This is a genomic window from Desulfotomaculum defluvii (assembly GCF_054657375.1).
Genome location: NZ_BAAHYV010000008.1, coordinates 585,406 through 601,729 on the forward strand (window position 1 = coordinate 585,406; position 16,324 = coordinate 601,729).

Below are 16,324 nucleotides of genomic sequence, written 5' to 3' on the forward strand. Positions count from 1 at the left end.
ATATACCAGGGTCGATTTTTTATTATGTATATGAAAGGGGTTATAGCAGGTGGCAGGTGATCGTGAGTCGGGGTACAATGCATATTCACTTTTTCTCATTTTCATCCTTTTATATTTATCACAAAAAAGTATTAAAGCCAGTGCTTACCATCAAGATAGTAACAGTGAACAGCAAGGGACATCTCTAAATGAAAAATTTGCAGTATTAGTGCCTGATGGTGGAGTAATGGAGTATGCTCCTAGTCAAAAAGAATCTATGGAAGAATCTATGGAAGATCAAAGCGTTGTTGAGGAAACAGTAGCTAACGAAGTAGAAGAAATAGAACCAGATTTAACCCTAGATCCAATAGTTGGAGGAAATGAAGAATTTCATCTAGGTGAACCCGAAGAAATATCGGATGAAGCTGAACCTATGGAAAATACAGTTGCACCTATTGATGAAAAAGAAGAAGTTGTAGAACAGATAAAGGATATAGAAGAATTAAATGAAGTAGAAGAACTAAATGATGTAGTAGATGAAATAAAAGAAGAATCCATACAGGATATTCTGCCTATAGTTATACCTGAACCAATTGAGGAAGTTTCTTTGGCTGAACCTCCAAAGGATATTGAAAATATTAAAGATATTCCTATGGAGCAGGAAGTGAACATTAAAGGTGATGAAAAAGAAGTCGTTGAAGATGAGCCTGTACTGGGTGGGCAAAGTAATTTGTTTTTAAAGCCAACCGTAATGAATAGTGTAAAAACAAAAAAACAACAGACAGGTCCAAAAATTTCTTTTAAATATGGTCAATAGATTATAAAAAGAACAGGTGTTGGCGTACCAACACCTGTTCTTTTTTATGGCAATAATTTTACTCCTAGGGCAGCTAAACGACTGCGTTCTGTTTTGCTTAGCGAAATGTGGGCATACAAATCTTGATTTTTAAAGGCATCTATCAATGTGACAAATCCATTACTGGTGGCTGTAAGACGGTAATTGTCAATTTGTTGAATATCACCAGTTAGTACAATTTTACTTCCTATACCTGCCCGTGTGATGATAGTTTTAATGTTTTCTTTGGTCAGATTTTGTGCTTCGTCAACTAGTATCCATTGCTTGGGAATTGAACGACCTCTAATATAGGTTAGTGCCTCAAGTTCGATAAAACCTTCTTCCATAAATTTTTCCACACGTTCCGAGGGTGAACATCTATCATCATGCTTAGTGGCCACAAAGGTGCGTGTTAAAAACTCCAAATTATCATATATTGCAGCCATCCAGGGCGTTAGTTTTTCCTTTTTTGTGCCTGGTAAGGCACCAATATCCCTACTATGTGGAATTAACGCTCTAGTTACGATTAATTTAGAATATAGTCTCTGATTTACTACCTGTTGTAATCCGGCTGCCAGTGCTAATAATGTTTTGCCTGTTCCGGCTGGCCCCAAGATACTAACTAGTTCAATTTTCGAATCTAATAGTGCATCCATTAAGAAAGATTGTTCTAGGTTCCCCTCCATCGGACCCAAACCAAAGGCATGAAGATCCCTGCGGAGTGGCTGGATAAAACCTTTGCTATATCGTCCTAAATGTCGTCCGCCGAGACTATCTTCCATACAGACATATTGATTCTCTAATAAGTTCTTATTTATTTGAATACGTCTTAATTGATAAAAATCTTGTACTTCCTCATAGGAAACGCTTAATGAGTCCCATCCCTTATAAAGCGAATCCAGATCAACTTGTTCAGCAGTATAGTTTTCTGCAGCAACTCCTAGTGTATCGGCGATAACTCGCTGGCAAATGTCCTGTGTAATTAACGTAACCGGAGAATCTTGTTCTTCTTTAAAGCCTTTGGCTATAGCTAAAATTCGTGTATCTACTTTATCCTTGGGGAGGTATTCTGGTAAAAGTACGTTGCAATGATTGACTTCTACCAGTATTTGATGTCCACTGGGTAGTGATACACCCTGGTGTAACTGGGGCCTTAGGCTGTCGAGAAAACGAATTGCTTGCCGGGCACAATGTCCTCGATTATCTTCCAGCCCTTTAAAGCGGTCTAACTCATTAATAACTGCAAGGGGGATGACAATTTTACATGGTTTCATTGAAGAGATGATTTCTTTAATGGGACGATCAAGCAAGACATTGGTATCGAGTATCTTAATGTGCACATTTTCCCCTCCTGGCCACTTTATTTATCTTTTTTATATTTGTCCAGTATTAGGCTAATAGGGAGCCCGTAGCTAGTTTGTTCTCTAGGCTCTAAAACACTTTAAGGAGTAAGGCTTGAACCAAGTTTTTCTAATAAACAACTTATCCAATAAAAGTTTCTTTTAGAACTACATACTCGGTTTTAACTAGGACAAGAAATAAAAAAACCACCCTAAGGGGTGGTGAAGCTAATTAGTCAATATTACTTTTAATAGAATTTATTGACTGGGTTTCTTTTTGCATTAACAGGTTAATTTTTTCTAATCCGTTGATTAGTCCAATAATTTCTTCATTGGACATATAAACTAGGAATCCACCTAAATAATTAGTCCTCATGAGGGACAAATTATGGTTTAATTCATTAATTTCAGGGGACAGGTCTATATGTACTACCCTACGGTCCTGTTCATTCCTTTTTCTTATAACTTTACCTTGCTTTTCTAGCCGGTCAACAATTCCGGATACAGTACTTTTAGCCAGACCTAATCGTATACTTAGTTCACTTAGGGTAATACCTGGATTTTGAAATAGTTCTTGCATTAAATGAAGTTGTGGAACAGTTAGTCCACATCCAATTGTTTGAGACATCATATATTGACGAAACTTTCGATTAAGAGTTCTTATTAAAAAACTTAAATGCTCAGCTTGGTGAACTAACTCTTGCTCCATATGCCCACCCCCCGTTTACAAAAGAGTTGAAAAATTAACTATATTTAGAATAACATTATTTTCTTTCGGAGTAAATACTAACAAGTGAAAACAGAACTAATATTCTGAATAATAAATTTTTTAGGATTGTTTTTACTAATGAATAATTTTCACAAAACCAAATAAAGTTCTGTCGGTTTTATAAATAACCTATTGAGGAGATTTTTTATGCACTATAACTCTATATTTGATATTATTGGCCCAGTCATGGTAGGACCTTCAAGTTCTCATACTGCAGGCGCAGCGAGAATTGGTAAAACTGCACGAGTAATCTTTGGTAGAACACCATACAGGGTCGAGATTACACTATATGGATCCTTTGCTCAAACCTATAGGGGACATGGAACAGACCTTGCACTGGTAGCAGGTATTTTGAATCTAGATGCAGACGATGAAAGAATTATAAATTCTTTGAAGTTTGCGAAGGATTCTGGGGTAGATATAGTCTTCAGGACCGTGGCCGAGGAAGCAGAAGATCATCCTAATACGGCCAGGGTTTTCTTAAGTGACGATCAGGGGTCACTGGAGGTTGTAGGTATTTCTGTTGGTGGAGGGAAAATTAAAATAACAGAAATTGAAGGATTTAAAATATCATTAAGTGGAGAACAGCCAACTTTATTGGTGTTTCATCATGATCGTTATGGAGCTATCGCCAAGGTAGCCCAGATTTTAGCCAATAATGAGATTAATATAGGTCATATGGAGGTAGCTAGGAGGTCAAAGGGTGATCAGGCATTAATGGTTATTGAAACTGACCAGGATTTGCCTGAAGCAACCATAGAAGAGGTTAAGATCATTGATCCTGTATATCAAGTTGCTTTACTTATTCCATAAAGACGAGAGGGGAAAATATATGAAATTTCGTACAGTCTCTGAGTTAGTACATATTGCCCAAGAACAGGGTAAATCCATAGGTGAAGTGGTGATTGACCAAGAGGTTCGTGAGACCGGTCGCCCATTGGAAGAAGTATTATCAATAATGGAAAAAAGTTTGCATGTTATGAAAGCGGCAGTTGAAAAAGGAATTAGTGAAGAAGTAGTCTCTCGAAGCGGCATAACTGGAGGAGATGCTAAGAGGTTAGCAGATTATGCCAATAGTGGTAAAAGCCTAAGTAAAGGGGTTGTGCTCGATGCTGTAAACTATGCACTGGCCACTTCAGAGGTCAATGCATCTATGGGACTTATAGTTGCTACACCAACAGCGGGGTCCAGTGGAGTTCTTCCAGGCTGCCTATTAGCAATGGGAAAACATTTAGGTAGTTCCCAAAAGGATATGGTTGAGGCATTGTTTAATGCTGGTGGTATTGGTTATGTTATTGCGAATAACGCTACCATATCTGGAGCTGCTGGCGGCTGTCAAGCAGAAATTGGTGCCGCAGCAGCAATGTCAGCCTCAGCCGTAATCCAAATGGCAGGTGGGACACCAGAGCAATGCTCTCACGGAGCAGCTATTGCTTTGAAAAATTTGCTCGGATTAGCTTGTGACCCGGTTGCAGGACTAGTGGAAGTTCCCTGCGTTAAAAGAAATTCAATGGGAGCGGCGGTCGCGATAGTAGCAGCAGACATGGCATTGGCTGGAATAAAAAGCGTAATCCCTTGTGATGAAGTCATTGAAGCTATGTATAAGATTGGGACTATGTTACCTTCATGTTTACGTGAAACTTCAATGGCAGGTTTAGCTAAAACCCCAACTGGAGAGGAATTAAACAAGAAGGTACATAATTTAAGTTAAGAATGATAATGGGTGATGGAAAAATTCCATCACCCTAAATATATTACATAACTTAGCCAGCGATAACTTGTACATCCTCAAGGGCGGCTCGTATCATTGCTTCAATCACCCTAGAAATTGGTAACCCAGAATCCTTAGATATTTTTTTAATGTGATGAATGGTTTCATTATTGCTAATAATATTTATCTCTTGAAAATCATTAAGATAAATAACTTGCTCCTGTGAGATGGTATCAATATGTTTTTGTAAATTACTCAGCATTCACTACGCCTCCAATTTTTATTGTTGCAAGAAATCAATTCCCCATTAAGGTAGTAGATACCTTCGGAGAATTCTGTGTAGCTTTGTCGATATGAAAGAGGCTTTCGACATTAATTCTATGGGTATGGTTATTATGTCGTAGAATAGGATAGACATATTTTAGGTAAAATATATTCTATGGATGATCAAATTTACCTAAAAATGGTTACTATGGAACAAAATCACTGGTGGTATAAGGGAAGAAGAGAAATTATTGGAAAATTATTGCTGCCTTTCCTAACTCGTCAAAGTAATATTCTTGATGCTGGATGTGGTGCTGGTGGCACAATGGAATATATGTCAAAATATGGTTCAGTAGTAGGAGTAGATATTTCACAAGAAATGGTGGAACACTGTCGTAATATTGGTCTAGCTGCTTACTGTGAAAGTATAGATAATCTTCCCTTTGAAAACCAGAGTTTTGACCTAGTATTATGTTTAGATGTTCTGGAACATTTGCCTAATGAGCAGTCAGCATTAAAAGAATTAATAAGGGTAGTCCGTCCTGGAGGAATACTAACTTTTTCTGTGCCAGCCTTTAGCTGGCTGTGGGGTAAACATGATGATTTAAATAATCACTATAGGAGATATAATCGGGGGGAACTTATCAAGCTTATCGAAATGTTTGATCTCACAATTGAAAGAATTACTTATTTTAATTTATTTCTTTTGCCACCTATATGGTTTATTAGGAAAATGAGTAAACAGTCATTTCAAAAACGAACTGATTTTGAATTTGGCACAGGGATTATTAATCAAATATTGTTATCTGTTTTAAGAATTGAGAAGTCACTTTTAAAGGTTGTTAATATTCCCATTGGTGTATCCCAAATTGTGGTGGTTAGAAAAAAATGATAAAAACCTAAACTTAAATTAAAATAAGGCATGTCTAATAGACATTGCCTTTATCTTGGCATATCTCGGTGATTATAAACTTTCCGAGACATAAGGGCAAATTTGCCTATAACCATTAGCTATGCCCTATTGATGCGCCTGGTTATTCCCTTTAGAGTATGATGTAAGCAAATTTTTTTAAAACTTAAGGATTTTGTACTTTGGGCGTAGTTTCCTTAGGGTCATCTTTTCGGCAACCGCCACTTCCCTCGCCAATAAAAATTTCACCTAGTGAAACTTTATAAGGTTTAGGTTTTAGTCCATATGGATTATTATTTTGCTTTTGTTTCATAGTATTTCCCCCTTTAGGCTTATTGTTTCCTAAGTTGAAAACAATATGTCAAAACATATATCAAACAATATAAAATGACCATGGCCCAGTAATATTAAGGAGGCAAATCATGGCACAAAAGAATTGGCAAATATATTTATGGAAATGTTCATTATGTGGTTCAAAATCCTATGGCAAGAAACCACCGGCCCAGTGCAGCAAATGTAATAGTGAAGCTAACCGGCATGTACTCATACCTAAAAACGATCAGTTTAAAAATCCTGATGTTAACGATTATTTAGGCATACCAAACCTTAATAGTTTTTTGTATTTAGTGGGGTCATCTCTTAGTGGTAAGTCTAATGTTATGGTTTGTAGTAGTGTAACTCAAATAAGTTATTGGCCTCCAAGGTTTGGTGTTGCTATTAATAAAAATAATCTGTCCCATGACTTCATTAAGGAAAGTGGTTATTTCTCTCTTGCTCCATTAACTAAAAATCAAGTTAATTTGGTTGATTTTTTTGGACGAAACTCAGGACGACAAGTAAACAAACTGGAACATTATAATTATAAACTCGTACATACTGGCAGTCCCGTTATTGAAGATTGTATAGGTTATTATGACTGTGAGGTTGAACATAAATCCACAGTAGAATTTGATAGCCATACTTTATTTGTGGCTGTAGTACTGGAAGGTAACATAAAAATAAATGAAACTCAATTAACTTATTATGATTATCAACAAAATTTAAAATCTCAATAGAAAAATGATTATATTTTGATAATTATACAACATTTACTTGCAGCTATTTATTCTATCCTTTAAAATTGGTGTAATAAAGGTTAAAGGGGGTAGGCTAATGTTTGTTAAAGATTGTATGACCACATCACCAATTACCATATCTAAAAATACTCCTATTCTCGAAGCTCTGGAAAAAATGAAGAAGTTAAAAATACGACAGCTACCTGTTACTGATAAAGGGCGGTTGGTTGGGTTAGTTACTGAAAGGGAATTACTAACGGTCACTCCATCCCCGGCTACTACCCTAAGTGTTTTTGAAATGAACTACCTTCTTTCTAAAATGGTGGTTGGTGAAGTTATGGTAAAGGATCCGATTACTGTGAATCCCGATACTACTATAGAAGAAGCAGCACTAATTATGAGAGAAAATAAGATTGGCAGTATGTTGGTTATGGAAGAGGATGAACTAGTAGGCATTATTACACAAACTGATATTTTTGATGCTTTTATAGAGTTTTTCAGTATAAAAAGAGCCGGGACAAGATTGGTGTTACAAGTCCATGACCGGGTGGGTGCTATAGCAGATTTAACCGAAATTATAAGAGATATGAATATTAACATTAGAGGGCTTGTTATTCATAGAAAAGATAACGATATTGTTCACATGGTTGTGAGAGTTAGCACAGTAGAACCAGAACCTTTGGTTAAGGAATTAGAGGCAAGGGGAATTCCTGTAATATCAGTTAATTAGTAAAAATAATTAGTAAAAATGAATAACGCCTCCGACAAAATCGGAGACGTTATTTTTATGCCCTATAGAGAACATTTTCATTAATTTCTTTGATGGTATTACAACCTGTTAAAATCATGGCTTGTTTTAGTTCCGAAGACATTTTGTCTAGGATTAATTTAACTCCTTCTGTTTGACCACCAAAGGCACCAACTACCAAAGGCCTTCCTACCAGAACTGCATCTGCTCCTAGGGCAAGAAGTTTTAAAACATCTACACCTGTACGTATACCACCATCGGCAATAATTTTAACTTTTCCTTTTACGGCAGCGGCTATAGAAGGTAGCACCTCGGCCGCTCCTGGTGTAAAGTCAAGTATGCGTCCACCGTGGTTAGATACTACAATAGCACTAACTCCTGCCTCTACGGCAGCTTCAGCTTCATCAACAGTCATAATCCCTTTTAGAATAAAGGGGAGATGGGTAGCAGCCACGAGTTCTTTTATTTCTGCTTTTGTTTTGGGGCCTACTGGCTGACCCTTAAGAGCCATGGTTACTAGCCCTGCACCATCGATATCTACCCCTACAGCCTTAGCACCTACTTTTTCCGCCTGTCTAATACATTCTATAATTACTTTTTGCTCCCTAGGTTTAATGATCGGAATACCATGTCCTTGTTCAAAGGATATAGCTTCTAAACCAGAGTTATACATTGCCGGGTCAGCTCCGTCACCAGTCCAACCAAAGGTTCCTGCTTCCTTGCTACCCGAAACAATCATGCTAATAAATTCTTTTTCTGACAGTGAACCTCCCATATTATAAGGAGTACCAGTCATGGGTGCTGCCATAATTGGAGAGGAAAGTTTGCAACCGAATAATTCGATTTCTGTATTGGGGTCCTTGGCATTGTGTAAAGTGCGCATATTCAACTGATAAGCTGCTAGAGCTATGAGGTTGTTTCTAAAACTAACACCTGTACCAGTACCACCCATACCAGGGACTTCACCTGCGCATGCACGACCGTCACATACAGGGCAAACCCGACAATAGCCTTTTAGTTTTTCTTTAGCTTCAGTTCTTAGTGATTTTAGGTCCATAGTTAATTCACTCCTGATAATTTGTATTTTGCATATTCTTTTTTAGTTTCAATGAAATGATTAGATAAGCCAGTCATCAGGTTTTGGTTGAATCAGTTGAAACAGTATCAGATGGATTTGAGTAGAGATAAAGCTCCCTTGTGTCTGGTTTCCACTGAGCATCAATGTGGAAGATTTGATCAATTGTTGATAGTGTAATAAATGTATTACCGTCAACAACTTGTGGAGCATCATTTAAAGTAAAGCTTTGACCATTAATTAATGTAACTTGCCCGTTGGGGGTTAGCTCTACAATATAGCCCGGTTGTATTACGTTAATTGTCTTTGCTGCAGTATCCCAGTTAACTGAGTAACCAAATATTTGACATAGGAGTTTCAAAGGTATATAAGGCTGATTTTGTTTGGAAAAAAGTTTACAATTATCCCCAACTGCTATTTCCTCATTATTAAGGTATAACTTTATAGGCTTGGTGTCAACAAATCCTTCGATTAAATTGATGTCATTCCAGACAATAATAACCGGTGTACCCACTGGTATTTGATCATAAAGCCATAAAATATCTTTATTATGAAGTCTAATACAGCCGTTAGAGGCATAGGTGCCAATGGATGAGGGATTACTATTACCATGTATACCGTAAGATCCCCCTGGGGCACTGAGACCAAGCCAACGGGTTCCGAGGGGGTTATAGGGACTTCCGCCAGGAATATTCTTTTTGTAATAGGGCGGGTTTACTAGTTTGTTTACCACCTTAAAGTTACCCTCTGGTGTAAAACTTCGCTGTCTGCCAGTGGCCACGGGGAATACTTTTGTAAGCAAACCATCTACATAAAAGCCCAGTTGGTTTGTTTTTTTGTTAATGATAATCAACTTACTCTTTTCAGTGGCTCCAGCGCTGGGCACAAAAATTAAGAATGACATAGCCAAGCAAAGAACCAATGCCGTTCGCCAGAAAAACCTACTTTTAACTAACGTAAATAACCCTCCTTATATAGTTTTTATACATACTATTAAACTATAGGATTGTCTATGAAGAAAAAGATTGTTTTTTTTGCGGCAAGATATTAGGTTGATAGATAGGTTAACAAAAGTTATAATCGAAAAGAGATTGAAAAGGAGAGCGTAGGATTGTACGAGATATCAACTGATATTGAGGAAAGAGCTATTTTGGTAGGGGTTAAACTGCCAGGTTCCAAAGAACACCAAATTCAAGAATCATTAGATGAGCTGGCCAGTTTGGCAGATACTGCAGGTGCAGCAGTCGTGGGGAGTTTTGTGCAAAATCGTCAGTATATCGACTCGGCAACCTTTATTGGTAAGGGCAAGGTTGAGGAACTGGCAGAATACTGTCAGGAAACCGATGCCAATATGGTTATTAACGATAGAGAGTTATCACCTGCCCAGGCCCGAAACCTTGAGGAACGTTTAGGAGTTAAGGTTATTGATCGAACACAATTGATCCTAGATATTTTTGCACGCAGAGCTCAAACAAAAGAAGGAAAATTACAAGTAGAATTAGCGCAGCTTAAATATTTATTACCACGATTAATAGGTCTCGGGACCCAACTATCACGCTTAGGTGGTGGTATTGGAACCAGGGGTCCTGGTGAAACCAAGCTTGAGGTGGACAGAAGAAGAATTAGAAAGCGAATATCAGATCTTGAACAGGAGTTAAAGGAAGTACAACGACACAGAAGCCTATTAAGAAAGAATAGAACAAATGAGCCCTTTCCCGTAATTAGTCTTGTTGGTTATACAAATGCTGGGAAGAGTACTTTATTAAGAACCCTAACAGGAGCAGATGTTTTGGTGGAGGATAAACTGTTTGCCACCTTGGATCCCACTACACGTTGTATTTCTTTGCCCAATAATGATAAGGTTCTAATATCAGATACAGTTGGATTCATTCAGAACTTACCCCACCACCTAGTTGCTGCTTTTCGAGCAACCTTGGAAGAAGTTCAAGAGGCTGATTTACTTCTACATGTAGTTGATGCATCCCATCCCAATTATGAAGGGCAAACCCGTGCTGTCGAGGCAGTTTTACAATCGCTTCATGTTCTAGATAAGCCAATAATAACGGTGTTTAACAAAGTAGATTTAGTAAAAGACATGCAAGAACTCCCCTTTACTGAAGATCCAAGGGTTTATATCTCAGCAGCTAATAATCTAGGAATTAAACAACTTTTAGATACGATAACTACTGTTTTAAAACAAAGATACTCTGTATTAAAATTAACTGTTCCCTACGATAAAACTAACCTAGTGGCAATACTTCATCAAAAGGGAAAGGTTTTGCAGGAAAAATATATCTCTCAGGGAATCGAGATAGAAGTAGAGATCAATAATGTTTGGGCTGCTAGAGTTCAAAAACAGCTGTAATTATTAAATATGTTAATAAGATACATTTAGGATACATTCCCTAATAAAAATTGATTTCTTAACTTGACTCTTCAAAAGTGATATGCTATTATAAAAAACGTTGTAGGGCTTGTCCAAGTGAATTGAACAAACTAACAATAGCTAATAATTACCACTTGAAAGTAGTTGATTAGAGTGGTAAGATAAAGTTCCGGTCGCAAGATCGGGACAAGTTAAAACAAAATGGTCTTTGAAAACTAAACAGAAGATGATGGATGAAAAACAGGTCAAGTCAAAAGTCGAGATACCCCCTAACGGGGATAAGACACTCGAAACTAAGACGACCACAAAAAACATCCTCGTCAAGCGTTATTAAATGACGCTAGCGAGTAAATCTAGGATAAGTAAAGAGCCAAAACTCTTTAAGATATTTTTAAAATATTTTACGGAGAGTTTGATCCTGGCTCAGGACGAACGCTGGCGGCGTGCCTAACACATGCAAGTCGAACGGAGATTAGAATGAAGCTTGCGATTTCTAATTTTAGTGGCGAACGGGTGAGTAACGCGTGGATAACCTGCCTGATAGACCGGGATAACAGCTGGAAACGGCTGCTAATACCGGATACGCTTGCGGAGTCGCATGACTCTGCAAGGAAAGCGCATACGCTATCAGATGGATCCGCGTCCCATTAGCTAGTTGGTGGTGTAGAGGACCACCAAGGCGACGATGGGTAGCCGGCCTGAGAGGGCGATCGGCCACACTGGGACTGAGACACGGCCCAGACTCCTACGGGAGGCAGCAGTGGGGAATCTTCCGCAATGGGCGAAAGCCTGACGGAGCAACGCCGCGTGAGGGAAGAAGGCCTTCGGGTTGTAAACCTCTGTTTTCAGGGAAGAAGTCAGTGACGGTACCTGAAGAGTAAGCTCCGGCTAACTACGTGCCAGCAGCCGCGGTAATACGTAGGGAGCGAGCGTTGTCCGGATTTACTGGGCGTAAAGGGCGCGTAGGTGGTTCATTAAGTTAGAGGTGAAAGTTCGGGGCTCAACCCCGTGATTGCCTCTGATACTGGTGGACTTGAGTGCAGGAGAGGGGAGCAGAATTCCCAGTGTAGCGGTGAAATGCGTAGATATTGGGAGGAATACCAGTGGCGAAGGCGGCTCTCTGGACTGTAACTGACACTGAGGCGCGAAAGCGTGGGGAGCGAACAGGATTAGATACCCTGGTAGTCCACGCCGTAAACGATGAGTGCTAGGTGTTGCGGGTATCGACCCCTGCAGTGCCGCAGTTAACACAATAAGCACTCCGCCTGGGGAGTACGGTCGCAAGACTGAAACTCAAAGGAATTGACGGGGGCCCGCACAAGCGGTGGAGTATGTGGTTTAATTCGACGCAACGCGAAGAACCTTACCAGGGCTTGACATCCTCTGAAAGGCGTAGAGATACGTTTTCTTGACTTCGGTTAAGCAGAGAGACAGGTGGTGCATGGTTGTCGTCAGCTCGTGTCGTGAGATGTTGGGTTAAGTCCCGCAACGAGCGCAACCCCTAACATTAGTTGCCAGCATGTAAAGATGGGAACTCTAATGTGACTGCCGTTGACAAAACGGAGGAAGGTGGGGATGACGTCAAATCATCATGCCCCTTATGTCCTGGGCTACACACGTACTACAATGGCCGGTACAGACGGAAGCGAAGCTGTGAAGTGGAGCAAACCTGAGAAAGCCGGTCCCAGTTCGGATTGTAGTCTGCAACTCGACTACATGAAGTCGGAATCGCTAGTAATCGCAGGTCAGCATACTGCGGTGAATACGTTCCCGGGCCTTGTACACACCGCCCGTCACACCACGAAAGTTGACAACACCCGAAGCCGGTGAGCTAACCGTAAGGAGGCAGCCGTCGAAGGTGGGGCCGATGATTGGGGTGAAGTCGTAACAAGGTAGCCGTATCGGAAGGTGCGGCTGGATCACCTCCTTTCTAAGGAGAAATCAGCAACAGCTGATTATCTAAGGTCGGACATTCATCATCTAATCTGTTTAGTTTTGAGAGACCAAAACAACCAGAAACTTCCGGTTGTTTTTCAGACTCTCATGCATTAAAATCATAAATCCAGCCTAAAGGCTGGTGAGAAGTGTTCTTTGAAAACTGAACAGCGAAACAAGTAAAGCGTCGACATAAAAACAATTTCAGTAGGTTACCAAAAGTAACCGAGCCGAAACAAGCAAGTAAGATTTGGTCAAGAAAGAAAGGGCATACGGTGGATGCCTTGGCGCTAAGGGCCGAAGAAGGGCGCGGTAAGCTGCGAAAAGCCACGAGGAGCCGCAAGCAGGCATTGAATCGTGGATACCCGAATGGGGCAACCCGGCGGAGTAAACCTCCGTCACCCTATGCTGAATATATAGGCATAGAGGAGGGCACCCGGGGAACTGAAACATCTAAGTACCCGGAGGAAAAGAAAGAAATATCGAACCCCCAAGTAGCGGCGAGCGAACAGGGGCGAGCCTAAACCAGATTTCTTCGGAAATCTGGGGTTGCGGGACCCTCATCACGTGAAGAATAGTCCTAGTCGAAGACACCTGGAAAGGTGCTGCACAGAAGGTAAAACACCTGTAGACGAAAGGATGAAACTTGCAGAGGGAATCCCAAGTACCGCGGGACACGAGAAACCCCGTGGGAATCAGGGGGGACCACCCCCCAAGGCTAAATACCCATAGCGACCGATAGTGAACCAGTACCGTGAGGGAAAGGTGAAAAGCACCCCGGGAGGGGAGTGAAATAGAACCTGAAACCGTATGCTTACAAGCTGTCAGAGCACATTAAAAGTGTAATGGCGTACTTTTTGTAGAACGGACCGGCGAGTTACATCTAACGTGCAGGTTAAGGCAGAAAAGCCGGAGCCGAAGCGAAAGCAAGTCTTAATAGGGCGATATGTACGTTGGAGTAGACCCGAAACCTGGTGATCTACCCATGTCCAGAGTGAAGCTTTAGTAAAATAAAGTGGAGGCTCGAACCGACCTTCGTTGAAAAGGAGGCGGATGAGGTGTGGGTAGGGGTGAAATGCCAATCGAACCAGGAGATAGCTGGTTCTCCCCGAAATAGCTTTAGGGCTAGCCTCGGTGTGAGAATAGCGGAGGTAGAGCACTGAATGGGCTAGGGGCCTTCACGGGTTACCGAACCCAATCAAACTCCGAATGCCGCTATATTGTAACCGGGAGTCAGACTGCGGGTGCTAAGATTCGTAGTCAAAAGGGAAACAGCCCAGACCAACAGCTAAGGTCCCAAAGATATACTAAGTGGAAAAGGATGTGGGGTTGCTAAGACAACCAGGATGTTGGCTTAGAAGCAGCCACCATTTAAAGAGTGCGTAATAGCTCACTGGTCAAGTGACCCTGCGCCGAAAATGTAACGGGGCTAAGTATATCACCGAAGCTTTGGAATGTAGTAATACATTGGTAGGGGAGCGTTCTTACAGCGTTGAAGCAGTACCGTAAGGAGCTGTGGAGTAGTAAGAAGTGAGAATGCCGGTATAAGTAAGCGAAAAGGCAGGTGAGAATCCTGCCCGCCGAAAACCTAAGGTTTTCTGGGGAAGGTTCGTCCGCCCAGAGTAAGTCGGGACCTAAGCCGAGGCCGCAAGGCGTAGGCGATGGACAATCGGTTGAGAATCCGATACCACCAGATACCGTTTGAGGATGGAGTGACGCAGGAGGGTAAGTTAAGCCAGCGGCTGGAAAAGCTGGTCCAAGCCCGTAGGGAGTAAGGTAGGCAAATCCGCCTTACACATATCCTGAGAGGTGATGGGGAGCGAAAACAAGTAGCGAAGTAACTGATCCCAAACTGCCAAGAAAAACTTCTAACGAGGTAAGCTGGTGCCCGTACCGCAAACCGACACAGGTAGGTGGGGTGAGAATCCTAAGGCGCGCGAGAGAACCCTCGTTAAGGAACTCGGCAAAATGACCCCGTAACTTCGGGAGAAGGGGTGCCTCGATATCGTGAAAAACACACGTTTGGAGCGAGAAGAGGCCGCAGAGAAAAGGCCCAAGCGACTGTTTACCAAAAACACAGGTCCCTGCTAAAGCGAAAGCTGACGTATAGGGGCTGACGCCTGCCCGGTGCTGGAAGGTTAAGGGGAAATGTTAGAGCAATCGAAGCATAGAACCGAAGCCCCAGTAAACGGCGGCCGTAACTATAACGGTCCTAAGGTAGCGAAATTCCTTGTCAGGTAAGTTCTGACCCGCACGAAAGGCGTAACGATTTGGGCACTGTCTCAACGAGGGGCTCGGTGAAATTGTAATGACGGTGAAGATGCCGTCTACCTGCGACAGGACAGAAAGACCCCGTGGAGCTTTACTGTAGCTTGACATTGGGTTTTGGTATTTGATGTACAGGATAGGTGGGAGACTGAGAAACTTGCACGCCAGTGTAGGTGGAGTCAACGTTGGGATACCACCCTTTAGATATTGAAATTCTAACTATAGACCATGAAGCTGGTTTTAGGACAGTGTCAGGTGGGCAGTTTGACTGGGGCGGTCGCCTCCCAAAAGGTAACGGAGGCGCCCAAAGGTTCCCTCAGTGCGGAAGGAAATCGCACGTTAGAGTGTAAAGGCAAAAGGGAGCTTGACAGCGAGACCAACAAGTCGAGCTGGTACGAAAGTAGGGCTTAGTGATCCGGCGGTTCTGAGTGGAAGGGCCGTCGCTCAACGGATAAAAGCTACCCCGGGGATAACAGGCTTATCTCCCCCAAGAGTCCACATCGACGGGGAGGTTTGGCACCTCGATGTCGGCTCATCGCATCCTGGGGCTGAAGTAGGTCCCAAGGGTTGGGCTGTTCGCCCATTAAAGCGGTACGTGAGCTGGGTTCAGAACGTCGTGAGACAGTTCGGTCCCTATCCGTCGCAGGCGCAGGAAACTTGAGAAGAGCTGTCCCTAGTACGAGAGGACCGGGATGGACGGACCGCTGGTGTACCAGCTATCGTGCCAACGGTAGTGCTGGGTATCTAAGTCCGGAAGGGATAAGTGCTGAAAGCATCTAAGCACGAAGCCCCCTTCAAGATGAGGTTTCCCACTACGCAAGTAGATAAGATCCCATGAAGACTACATGGTAGATAGGCCGGAAGTGTAAGAGCAGTAATGTTTTCAGCTGACCGGTACTAATAGATCGAGCTCTTGACCAAGAATTAGCCTTGTGCCATGTGCCATGTGCCATGTGCCGTGAGCTAAGGTAGAAATAAATGACGCAGTTACTTCAACGCTGTTTAGTTTTCAGAGAACACATAGGTTTAGTAAAAAAGGAAAAGCCCCA

Annotated in this window: 13 protein-coding genes and 2 rRNA genes; 9 read left to right on the forward strand and 6 right to left on the reverse strand. The window is 41.7% G+C overall.

Annotated features, from left to right (window positions below; genetic code table 11):
• Positions 1-49: 49 nt before the first annotated feature.
• Positions 50-796: a hypothetical protein gene (locus ACYQ03_RS18320; protein ID WP_459911404.1), complete on the forward strand. Its 747-nt coding sequence runs from the start codon at positions 50-52 to the stop codon at positions 794-796.
• 44 nt (positions 797-840) lie between these two features.
• Here ACYQ03_RS18320 and ACYQ03_RS18325 read toward each other — a convergent pair whose 3' ends face one another.
• Both ACYQ03_RS18325 and ACYQ03_RS18330 read right to left on the reverse strand, forming a co-directional pair.
• On the reverse strand, positions 841-2,154 hold the full coding sequence (locus ACYQ03_RS18325; RefSeq protein ID WP_459911405.1) for a PhoH family protein: 1,314 nt from the start codon (positions 2,152-2,154) through the stop codon (positions 841-843).
• Between the two features lie 232 nt (positions 2,155-2,386).
• Entirely contained in the window at positions 2,387-2,863 is a 477-nt protein-coding gene (locus ACYQ03_RS18330; protein WP_459911406.1) for a MarR family winged helix-turn-helix transcriptional regulator, read from the reverse strand.
• Positions 2,864-3,070: 207 nt separating this feature from the next.
• Here ACYQ03_RS18330 and sdaAB point away from each other — a divergent pair, with 207 nt between their 5' ends.
• Positions 3,071-3,736: an L-serine ammonia-lyase, iron-sulfur-dependent subunit beta gene (gene sdaAB, locus ACYQ03_RS18335; protein WP_459911407.1), complete on the forward strand. Its 666-nt coding sequence runs from the start codon at positions 3,071-3,073 to the stop codon at positions 3,734-3,736.
• Between the two features lie 19 nt (positions 3,737-3,755).
• Positions 3,756-4,634 carry an L-serine ammonia-lyase, iron-sulfur-dependent, subunit alpha gene (gene sdaAA, locus ACYQ03_RS18340; RefSeq protein WP_459911408.1) on the forward strand — a complete coding sequence of 293 codons (879 nt, stop codon included), beginning with the start codon at positions 3,756-3,758 and terminating at the stop codon, positions 4,632-4,634.
• A gap of 52 nt (positions 4,635-4,686) precedes the next feature.
• Here sdaAA and ACYQ03_RS18345 read toward each other — a convergent pair whose 3' ends face one another.
• Positions 4,687-4,896 (reverse strand): hypothetical protein, encoded by a 210-nt coding sequence (locus ACYQ03_RS18345; protein ID WP_459911409.1) that lies wholly within the window; start codon positions 4,894-4,896, stop codon positions 4,687-4,689.
• Between the two features lie 177 nt (positions 4,897-5,073).
• On the opposite strand from ACYQ03_RS18345, the gene ACYQ03_RS18350 reads away from it, so the two are divergent.
• Positions 5,074-5,790: a class I SAM-dependent methyltransferase gene (locus ACYQ03_RS18350; RefSeq protein WP_459911410.1), complete on the forward strand. Its 717-nt coding sequence runs from the start codon at positions 5,074-5,076 to the stop codon at positions 5,788-5,790.
• A gap of 184 nt (positions 5,791-5,974) precedes the next feature.
• On the opposite strand, the gene ACYQ03_RS18355 is transcribed toward ACYQ03_RS18350, so the two are convergent.
• Positions 5,975-6,121: a hypothetical protein gene (locus ACYQ03_RS18355; RefSeq protein WP_459911411.1), complete on the reverse strand. Its 147-nt coding sequence runs from the start codon at positions 6,119-6,121 to the stop codon at positions 5,975-5,977.
• A 109-nt stretch (positions 6,122-6,230) separates the two neighbouring features.
• Here ACYQ03_RS18355 and ACYQ03_RS18360 point away from each other — a divergent pair, with 109 nt between their 5' ends.
• Together ACYQ03_RS18360 and ACYQ03_RS18365 are read left to right on the forward strand one after the other, a co-directional pair.
• Complete coding sequence (locus tag ACYQ03_RS18360) at positions 6,231-6,863, forward strand: flavin reductase family protein (protein ID WP_459911412.1); 633 nt, start codon at positions 6,231-6,233, stop codon at positions 6,861-6,863.
• A gap of 97 nt (positions 6,864-6,960) precedes the next feature.
• Complete coding sequence (locus tag ACYQ03_RS18365; protein WP_459911413.1) at positions 6,961-7,593, forward strand: CBS and ACT domain-containing protein; 633 nt, start codon at positions 6,961-6,963, stop codon at positions 7,591-7,593.
• 55 nt (positions 7,594-7,648) lie between these two features.
• Here the strand turns inward: ACYQ03_RS18365 and ACYQ03_RS18370 are convergent, their stop codons facing one another.
• Both ACYQ03_RS18370 and ACYQ03_RS18375 read right to left on the reverse strand, forming a co-directional pair.
• Positions 7,649-8,668, reverse strand: a complete 1,020-nt coding sequence (locus tag ACYQ03_RS18370) for an alpha-hydroxy-acid oxidizing protein (RefSeq protein WP_459911414.1) — start codon at positions 8,666-8,668, stop codon at positions 7,649-7,651.
• Positions 8,669-8,744: 76 nt separating this feature from the next.
• On the reverse strand, positions 8,745-9,590 hold the full coding sequence (locus ACYQ03_RS18375) for a L,D-transpeptidase family protein (protein WP_459911415.1): 846 nt from the start codon (positions 9,588-9,590) through the stop codon (positions 8,745-8,747).
• Positions 9,591-9,797: 207 nt separating this feature from the next.
• Here ACYQ03_RS18375 and hflX point away from each other — a divergent pair, with 207 nt between their 5' ends.
• The 3 genes from hflX to ACYQ03_RS18390 all read left to right on the forward strand — a co-directional run bounded on the left by hflX (position 9,798) and on the right by ACYQ03_RS18390 (position 16,196).
• Complete coding sequence (gene hflX, locus ACYQ03_RS18380) at positions 9,798-11,051, forward strand: GTPase HflX (RefSeq protein WP_459911416.1); 1,254 nt, start codon at positions 9,798-9,800, stop codon at positions 11,049-11,051.
• Between the two features lie 421 nt (positions 11,052-11,472).
• A 16S ribosomal RNA gene (locus ACYQ03_RS18385) occupies positions 11,473-13,002 on the forward strand.
• Positions 13,003-13,259: 257 nt separating this feature from the next.
• A 23S ribosomal RNA gene (locus ACYQ03_RS18390) occupies positions 13,260-16,196 on the forward strand.
• Together the 16S and 23S rRNA genes form the textbook arrangement of a ribosomal RNA operon.
• The last annotated feature ends 128 nt before the right edge of the window (positions 16,197-16,324 follow it).

Bases quoted from the DNA above. Each gene is read 5' to 3' on its own strand.
- ACYQ03_RS18330 (WP_459911406.1), bottom strand. From the start codon at position 2,863: ATGGAGCAAGAGTTAGTTCACCAAGCTGAGCATTTAAGTTTTTTAATA.
- sdaAB (WP_459911407.1), top strand. From the start codon at position 3,071: ATGCACTATAACTCTATATTTGATATTATTGGCCCAGTCATGGTAGGA.
- sdaAA (WP_459911408.1), top strand. From the start codon at position 3,756: ATGAAATTTCGTACAGTCTCTGAGTTAGTACATATTGCCCAAGAACAG.
- ACYQ03_RS18345 (WP_459911409.1), bottom strand. From the start codon at position 4,896: ATGCTGAGTAATTTACAAAAACATATTGATACCATCTCACAGGAGCAA.
- ACYQ03_RS18350 (WP_459911410.1), top strand. From the start codon at position 5,074: ATGGATGATCAAATTTACCTAAAAATGGTTACTATGGAACAAAATCAC.
- ACYQ03_RS18355 (WP_459911411.1), bottom strand. From the start codon at position 6,121: ATGAAACAAAAGCAAAATAATAATCCATATGGACTAAAACCTAAACCT.
- ACYQ03_RS18360 (WP_459911412.1), top strand. From the start codon at position 6,231: ATGGCACAAAAGAATTGGCAAATATATTTATGGAAATGTTCATTATGT.
- ACYQ03_RS18365 (WP_459911413.1), top strand. From the start codon at position 6,961: ATGTTTGTTAAAGATTGTATGACCACATCACCAATTACCATATCTAAA.
- ACYQ03_RS18370 (WP_459911414.1), bottom strand. From the start codon at position 8,668: ATGGACCTAAAATCACTAAGAACTGAAGCTAAAGAAAAACTAAAAGGC.
- ACYQ03_RS18375 (WP_459911415.1), bottom strand. From the start codon at position 9,590: ATGTCATTCTTAATTTTTGTGCCCAGCGCTGGAGCCACTGAAAAGAGT.